This is a genomic window from Acidobacteriota bacterium (assembly GCA_019347945.1).
In the GTDB taxonomy this organism is placed as follows: Bacteria; Acidobacteriota; Thermoanaerobaculia; order Gp7-AA8; family JAHWKK01; genus JAHWKK01.
This window is the reverse complement of record JAHWKK010000009.1, coordinates 139,357-145,911: the sequence shown is the minus strand read 5'-3', so window position 1 is coordinate 145,911 and position 6,555 is coordinate 139,357. Positions and strand designations below refer to the sequence as shown.

At 61.9% G+C, this 6,555-nt stretch carries 5 protein-coding genes; all 5 read right to left on the bottom strand.

The features are described from left to right. Positions 1–262 precede the first annotated feature (262 nt). Positions 263–2,122: a peptide MFS transporter gene (locus KY459_08155; protein ID MBW3564683.1), complete on the bottom strand. Its 1,860-nt coding sequence runs from the start codon at positions 2,120–2,122 to the stop codon at positions 263–265. Positions 2,123–2,522: 400 nt separating this feature from the next. After that, on the bottom strand, positions 2,523–3,458 hold the full coding sequence (gene sdaAA, locus KY459_08150) for an L-serine ammonia-lyase, iron-sulfur-dependent, subunit alpha (GenBank protein MBW3564682.1): 936 nt from the start codon (positions 3,456–3,458) through the stop codon (positions 2,523–2,525). Positions 3,459–3,471: 13 nt separating this feature from the next. Continuing rightward, positions 3,472–4,149: an L-serine ammonia-lyase, iron-sulfur-dependent subunit beta gene (sdaAB, locus tag KY459_08145; protein ID MBW3564681.1), complete on the bottom strand. Its 678-nt coding sequence runs from the start codon at positions 4,147–4,149 to the stop codon at positions 3,472–3,474. A 292-nt stretch (positions 4,150–4,441) separates the two neighbouring features. Then, on the bottom strand, positions 4,442–4,984 hold the full coding sequence (locus tag KY459_08140; GenBank protein ID MBW3564680.1) for a GerMN domain-containing protein: 543 nt from the start codon (positions 4,982–4,984) through the stop codon (positions 4,442–4,444). Next, complete coding sequence (locus KY459_08135) at positions 4,981–6,510, bottom strand: N-acetylmuramoyl-L-alanine amidase (protein MBW3564679.1); 1,530 nt, start codon at positions 6,508–6,510, stop codon at positions 4,981–4,983. The genes KY459_08140 and KY459_08135 overlap by 4 nt, the downstream gene beginning before the upstream one ends. Positions 6,511–6,555 lie beyond the last annotated feature (45 nt).

Here is a 6,555-nt window from a genome sequence, read left to right as displayed (position 1 = left end):
TGTGGGGGGGGTGGGTTTTCTATTTTTTTTTCAAGCGAATTCTCAAGCCCCGGGGGGTTTGGTGCGCCCGCTTTTTGTAACTGTTAACCCCCCGACCCCGTCTAACTGAAAGCTCAAAGGCCCCGGATCTCGGGGAAGATCCGGGGCCTTCTTGCGTGTAGGAGTTTGGATGAAGGGTAATTCTCGTCGATCCATTTCTTGGACGGACGAGGAGCGGAGGAGGTTCGGGGCTCCCTGCCGCTCGTTCACCGATTCGTAATAATTACTCGATATTGCCCATCAGCCGCTTGACCCCGGGCGATACGAGCAGTGCGACCAGTCCGCCGCCCCCGATGATCAGTGCCACGCTGTTGAAGAGCGCAGCGGGAGCAAGGGATTCGAGTTGTCCCGCCACCAGCCCCGCGATCAGATTCCCGAGCGAAGTGGCGACGAACCAGATGCCCATCATCTGGCCAACCCGGTCGTCCGGCGCGAGCTTGGTCATCGAGGAGAGCCCGACCGGCGAGAGGCAGAGCTCGCCGACCGTATGGAGAAAGTAAGTCACGACGAGCCACGAGATACCGACCCGGGCATCCGGCGTCGCGTTCGCGGCACCCCATGAGAGCACGAAGAAGCCGGCGGCGAGTCCGAGAAGTCCGAGTCCGAACTTCACCGGAATCGAAGGATTTCTGTTCCGCCGCGCGAGCCAGGTCCAGAGCCATCCGAAAACCGGAGCGAGGAGGACGATCATGAGCGGGTTGACCATCTGAAGCCAGCCGGTCGGGATCTCCCAGCCGACGTTGATTCGACGAGCCAGCCAGAACGCTCCCACGCCGGCGCCGACGATGAGAAAACCGGTAACGACTTTCTCGAGAGGGAAGAGGTCGTGGCGTCTGAGAATCCCTCGCAGCCAGGCGTATCCCAGCGCGATGGCCACGACGACTCCGATCACGATCGAAATCAGGAGGGTCAGGCTCGGAGCAGGTCCGAAGAACCGGTCGGTCAGATCTTCGGCGAAGAGGTTCATCGAGGAGCCTGCCTGCTCGAATCCGGACCAGAAGAGAGCCGCGAGCAGAAAGACCCAGACGATCACCATGTATCGTTTCTGTTGAGCGCTCACAGCCTCGCCTCGGATTCCGACGACTGCCAGACAGTAGACGATGAAAACGGCGAGCGTCAGGAGCGTCGCATTTCGTGCTCCCACCTCGGTTCCCTGAGCACCGATGAACGCGGCGAGCAGCGCGGCCCAGACCACGATGATTCCCGCGGCGTGCTTGACGTCGAATATGAGGAAGGCGAAGTAGGCGAGGACCAGGACGAGAATCCCGAATCCGATCCACGTCACGATCTCGGTCAGGGTCGTCGGGATCACGCCGGTATTGACGAGATATCCGAAGATGATGGCGGCGGCTGCAACCGCCGCGGCTTTCAGATAGAACGCCCGAGCCCGGCGGGAGACGACCTCCGGCTGCTCACCGGTCTTGAGAAGGCCGGCCGAGCCGAAGTAGTGGTCCCCGAGCTTGTACTGGATCAGACCGAGAACCATGCCGAAACCTGCGAGAGAGAATCCCAGGTGGAAGCTGTAGTTTTCGCCGATCAGGCTGCAGAACAGCGGTCCGAGAATTGCTCCGATGTTGATCCCCATGTAGAAGATCGAGAACCCCGCATCACGGCGCGCCCCCCAGTGCGCGGCAGCGGCGTCGGCGGGTCCGGTCGGTCGAGGATAGAGATCGCCCACGATCGTCGATACGTTCGGTTTGAGCAACCCCGTGCCGATCACGATGAGAATCAGGCCGAGAAAGAAGAAGAACTCCTCGGGGAGTCCGATCATCGGTGCGGCCATCGAGAAATGCCCGGAAGCGATGATGCATCCGCCGACGAAAACGGCCCGTCTCTGCCCCCAGATCTTGTCGGCGACCCAGCCGCCGGGGAGGGCGAGCAGATAAACCATTGCGGTGTAGAGACCGTAGATCGCCGCGGACAACTCGACGCCATAACCGAGGCCGGGATTCGGCCCGGTGACGGCGGCCGTCATGAAGAGAATGAGGAGAGCCCTCATTCCGTAGTAGCTGAACCGTTCCCACATCTCCGTGTAGAAGAGAGTGGAGAGCGCGCGTGGCTGACCGAACCACATGTTGCCCATGTCGACAGCGCCTCCGACCGGAGGGAGATCGGCTGTGGTTGCACCCTCCCGCGTCAGTTCGTCGTCTCGTTCGTCCGTCATCGCGCGTGGTCCTTTCGTTCTCCCCGGAGGGATCGAATTTTCGAGCGCCAGTCTAGAAGAAGGCCGATGACGGGGTCAAAATCGTAATGAGGGGGCGGGTCCGACCTTCGCGTGCTGTTGCTCAAACCCGGGGTAGAGACGATGGCGGGAAAAAGTCCGCCCCTTGTCATCCTTCGCCGTCCTTCGGCGGCTCAGGATGACAAGTTGTGAGGGCGTCGACCGTGTTCGGGGAAGCTCGTGAATCGCGGTTGAAGAGGCTGGCGCGACTTAACCGGGGCTCTCGGGTCATCGATTTGGCCAACAGCCGTGTAGCTACGACTTACTCGGCTGAAGCCTTCCGTTCGGCCGCGAGCCGCTCACGTTCGGCCGCTTTGGCGGCGCGACGCTCGTTCGCCTCCCGTTTGATGCGATCCCCGATCTCGCAGCCGGTGGGCGTGGTGGCCAGACCCCCTTCAGCGGTCTCCTTCAAGGCTCGCGGAAGTGCGCGACCGATCCGTACCATCGCCTCGACGACTTCGTCCATTGGGATGACGCTCTCCACTCCGGCCAGCGCGAGCTGGGCCGCGGTGAGGCCATGAATCGCGTAGAAGCTATTCCGCTTGACGCAGGGAACTTCGACGAGACCGCCGACCGGGTCGCAGACGAGACCGAGCACATTTTTCAGACCGAGGGCCGCCGCATGGATGCACTGTCTGGACGAGCCGCCCATCATGTAGGTCGCGGCGGCCGCTCCCATCGCGGCGGCGACGCCGACCTCGTTCTGACAGCCTCCCGCGGCGCCCGAAATGTCGGCCTGGAGCCCGACGAGCGATCCGACGCCACCCGCCACCGCCATCGCACGCACGGTTCGCTCGGGATCGATCGAGCGCTCCTCCTCGAGCGCGAGGAGCATTCCGGGGACGACCCCTCCGGCTCCTGCAGTGGGTGCCGCCACGATCACCCCCATTCGCGAGTTCTCCCCCATGACGGCGAGCGAATAGATCATCGCCTTGATCGTCAGCGGGTCGAGAAAACAGGCCCCCGACGCGTAAGCGTCTGCGAGCGCCTTCGCTTCGTTGCCGACGAGCTTGCCCATGGAGGTTCCGCCTCCCTGGCCTCGCGCGACGCACTCGAGCATGATGCTCCGTCGCTTGCGGAGATTTTCGAGGATCGTCTCCTGCGCGACGTCGAGGCTCTGCTCATCGCTTTCCAGCAGAACCTCAGCGAGATCCCGTCCGTCGGCTTCCTCTGCGAGCTCTCTGAATGTCGAGATCATGGATGTCGCCTCCTCATGCGATACGGTCGATGAATATTGCTTCGCGAACGTCCTCGAGGCCGCGGATCGTCGCAATGGCTCCGGACGACAGCGGCGAGTCGAGGTCGATCTGCATGAACGCTTCGCGTCCTCTCTCCTTGCGTGAACACTCCAGAGACGCGATGTTGATTCCCTCTTCCGCGAGGATCCCGGTCACCTGGTGGATCATTGCCAGGCGGTCGCGATAGAACATCAGCAGCGTCGGCGAGTCACCCGAATAACGGGAGGGAAAACCATTGATGCGGAAGACCTCGATCGCCGCCCCTCCGATCGACGAGCCGATGATTTCCACCGTCCGCGATCCTGAAGCTGCTTCGATCCGGACGGTGTTCGGATGCACATCCCCCAGATCTTCTTCTTGGAAGTCGATCTCCACCCCGCTCTGTTCGGCGATTCGAATCGCCTCGGGAATTCGCGGGTCGTCCACACTCATTCCGATCGCGCCTCCCACCAGCGCGAAATCGGAGCCGTGTCCGCGATAGGTCTTCTCCAGCGGAGGGTGGAGATGGAAGCGGAGTGCGTCGGGAACCAAGCCCAGCACTTCGCGGCTGACCCGCCCGAGCCGGGCGGTTCCCGCGGTGTGGGACGAGGAGGGGCCGACCATGACCGGCCCCATGACGTCCAGGATTGTCAGCCTTCGATTGCCGGCCATGGGCAGAATTCTATCTTTCTCAAAAAAAGCCCCGATCCTTTCGGATCGGGGCTCGCATTTAACTGGATGGGGTCGGGAAACGATTTCTGATGGGATATTCAGTGGGGATAGTTTGGAAAGATCATCAGGAAAATGATGGCTTCATCATTTGATTTGGCAGGATGAATACGTCGACGAGATTTCCACCTGCCCATCCAGTAACTCCATTCGTTTGCTTGCTGCGTCGAGCATTATCGCACAAGTCATGTTTCAATGATCGTGAAAAAATTCACACGTAACAGATCGGTAACCATCAGGGGCCGAAAGGCACCAGTGGCTTTGAGCTATCGACGTGCCCTCCGATCGTCGCACGAATCGAGCCAGCCACCAGAAATTGAACGCTTCGGACCTCGGGAAAGTTCGTGGTGACGGTCAGAATGGCGGAGCGGATGGCGAGCATCTCGTTGAGACTGCCGGTTTGCCATCCATCCTCGAGCGTCTTCCCACCCAGGTCTACGATCGCCACCTGATCAGGGAGGAGGTAGGCCGAGAGGACGATGGTGTCGGACGGAAACAGCGGAGAGAGACCTTCCTCGAGGGGGCCACGGAGAAGCTCGGAGACGACCAGGGCGAGGGCGAGGGGAGGGTCGGAGGGGACCACGACCGTCCGGGTTTCGGCGGTGAGGCCGAGCGAAGGGTTCGCGAAATAGAGACTGATCTCGCGCTGGGTCGGCTGGCCCTCGTCGGTGAGTCGGGTGTCGGGCGTGGTGGTGGGGGGAGCTGATGGCGGCTCGTTCGCACAGGCGGCGAGCAGCAGAAGGGTCAGAGGGGAGAAGAATACGCGGAAGCGCTTCACCTCCGGGACGTCCCGCCCGGAGCCGCCGAAGCCGCATCCGGCGAAGTTTGCCGCTCGGCTTGCCGGGGATTCTCCCTCGATTCGTACTCGGCCCGGTACGCTTCGATTCCATCGGCAAGCGCGCTCGCGACGGCGATCTGGTAGCCGTCGTCGCGGAGTCTGTTCGCTTCATCCGGATTGGAGATGAAGCCGACTTCCACGAGCACGGCAGGCATCATTGCGCCGACGAGGACCCGGAACGGTGCCTGTTTGACCCCGCGACGCTCGACGCCTGTCGCGATTGCCATGGCGTCCTGGATGTGCTCGGCGAATCGGCTCGATTCCTTGAGGTAGCTCTGCTGCGCGAGGTCCCACAGAATGAGGTCGAGATCGTTCCCACCGGGTGCCTGCGCGGGCGCGCCGAGATTTTCGCGTTCGGCCGACAGCTGTGCCCGCTCGTCGGTGGCCTTGAGGGAAAGGAAGTACGTCTCGGCTCCGGTCGCCGAGCGAACTGGCGCAGCGTTCATGTGAATCGACAGAAAGAGGTCGGCGCGCTGCTGATTTGCGATGGCCGTTCGGTCGTCATGCGCGACCTGCGTATCTTCGTCGCGAGTCAGGGTGACGCGCCATCCGCGTGCGCGAAGAATCTCGCGCAGGCGTTTCGAGATTGCAAGAGTGAGATCCTTTTCGAAAAACCCGTCGGGGGCCTGCGCCCCGATCTCCACTCCGCCATGGCCCGGATCGATCACGATCATGTCGAGCTCCGGAGTCTGGTCGTAACTCGGTCGCCTCGGTGGCGGAGGAGCGCTCAGTGTCGGTGCCGATCCTCGAGCGATGTCGAGGACGATCCGCGGAGGTGATTCGAGCTCGTACGCGTCGGCGGCGGCCTGAGGGGTTCTGAGAAAGATCTCCAGCTCGTTACCCCGGACCGTGACCCTCGAGACCATCGGGTCATCGAATCGCTTTTCGGAAAAATCGGCGAACACGGGTGCGCCGAAACGGATCACATACGATGCAGGCCGGCGAACTACCTGATAGTTCCGTTTCGTCTCCGTCTGCAGGATCAGTTTCGAGATCGGGTCGACCCGGATGATCGAGACTTCGACCGATACGGGATTGCGGACGAGGGGTTGGATCGAAACGGCCCGGAGCGTTTCGTCCCATGCGAGAGCGAGCTCGGATGGACGGAGAAAATCCGCAAAGAACTCGATCGGAACGAAGAGCCGGTTCTCGATCGATACCGGTAGGACCGGCATCGTGATGAGATCTTCGCCGGAGAGTGCGGTGCGGCTCGTGGTCGAGACGGAGGCTCGTCTGCCGTCGACCTCGAGCGCGAATCCTTCCGTCGTCTTTTCGACGGTACCGCCGAGGGCCCGGACGATGCGATCGGCCGGGACGAGGATCACGTCGCCCTCGCGAACGATCAGGATCTCCTCGCTGGCCCCCTCGCGCAACAGGGTCGCTTCCTCTGCTTCCTGCGCGTTCGCGCGGAGCATCGACGGAGACGTCATCGTCAGGACCAGAAATATGAGAGCCAGCCGATTCATCTGTAAATCACACCCTTCACACCCTTACGCGAACGGTTGCAATAT

Coding starts and splice junctions, on each gene's coding strand:
- KY459_08155 (MBW3564683.1), bottom strand. CDS start 2,122: ATGGGCAACATGTGGTTCGGTCAGCCACGCGCGCTCTCCACTCTCTTC.
- sdaAA (MBW3564682.1), bottom strand. CDS start 3,458: ATGATCTCGACATTCAGAGAGCTCGCAGAGGAAGCCGACGGACGGGAT.
- sdaAB (MBW3564681.1), bottom strand. CDS start 4,149: ATGGCCGGCAATCGAAGGCTGACAATCCTGGACGTCATGGGGCCGGTC.
- KY459_08135 (MBW3564679.1), bottom strand. CDS start 6,510: ATGAATCGGCTGGCTCTCATATTTCTGGTCCTGACGATGACGTCTCCG.